This is a genomic window from Arthrobacter sp. LFS091, assembly GCF_047977885.1.
Taxonomy (GTDB): Bacteria; Actinomycetota; Actinomycetes; order Actinomycetales; family Micrococcaceae; genus Arthrobacter.
The window spans coordinates 1-351 of record NZ_JBFPFP010000028.1 but is presented as its reverse complement, the minus strand read 5'-3'; the positions used below and the strand labels follow the sequence as shown (position 1 = coordinate 351).

Below are 351 nucleotides of genomic sequence, written 5' to 3'. Positions count from 1 at the left end.
TCGTTCCGGTCGGCTGCGGTCAAACGCAGAGCCATCGTGCCGGCTGAGGGCTATTACGAGTGGCAGAAGGCCGAGGATGGCAAGAAGATCCCGAACTATCTGTTCTCCGAGCAGGAACCGTTGCTGGGCTTCGCCGGCCTGTATGAGTTCTGGCCCGATCCGGAGTTGCCCGAGGACGATCCCGAACGGTGGCTGCTGACGTGCACGGTCCTGACCACAGTCACCCAGGACGCGCTGGGACACGTCCATGATCGTTCCCCGGTCATCATCCCGAAAGACCGGTTCGCGGAATGGCTCGACCCGGACCTGACCGACAAAGCCGAGGTCCAACACCTGCTCGATTCCCTGCCG

General features: G+C 62.7%; 1 protein-coding gene. It reads left to right on the top strand.

Annotation, left to right across the window (positions count from 1 at the left end; genetic code table 11):
* Nucleotides 1-351: SOS response-associated peptidase family protein (locus tag ACNQOP_RS20515; protein WP_416405577.1), on the top strand; the 351-nt coding region annotated here is incomplete at both ends.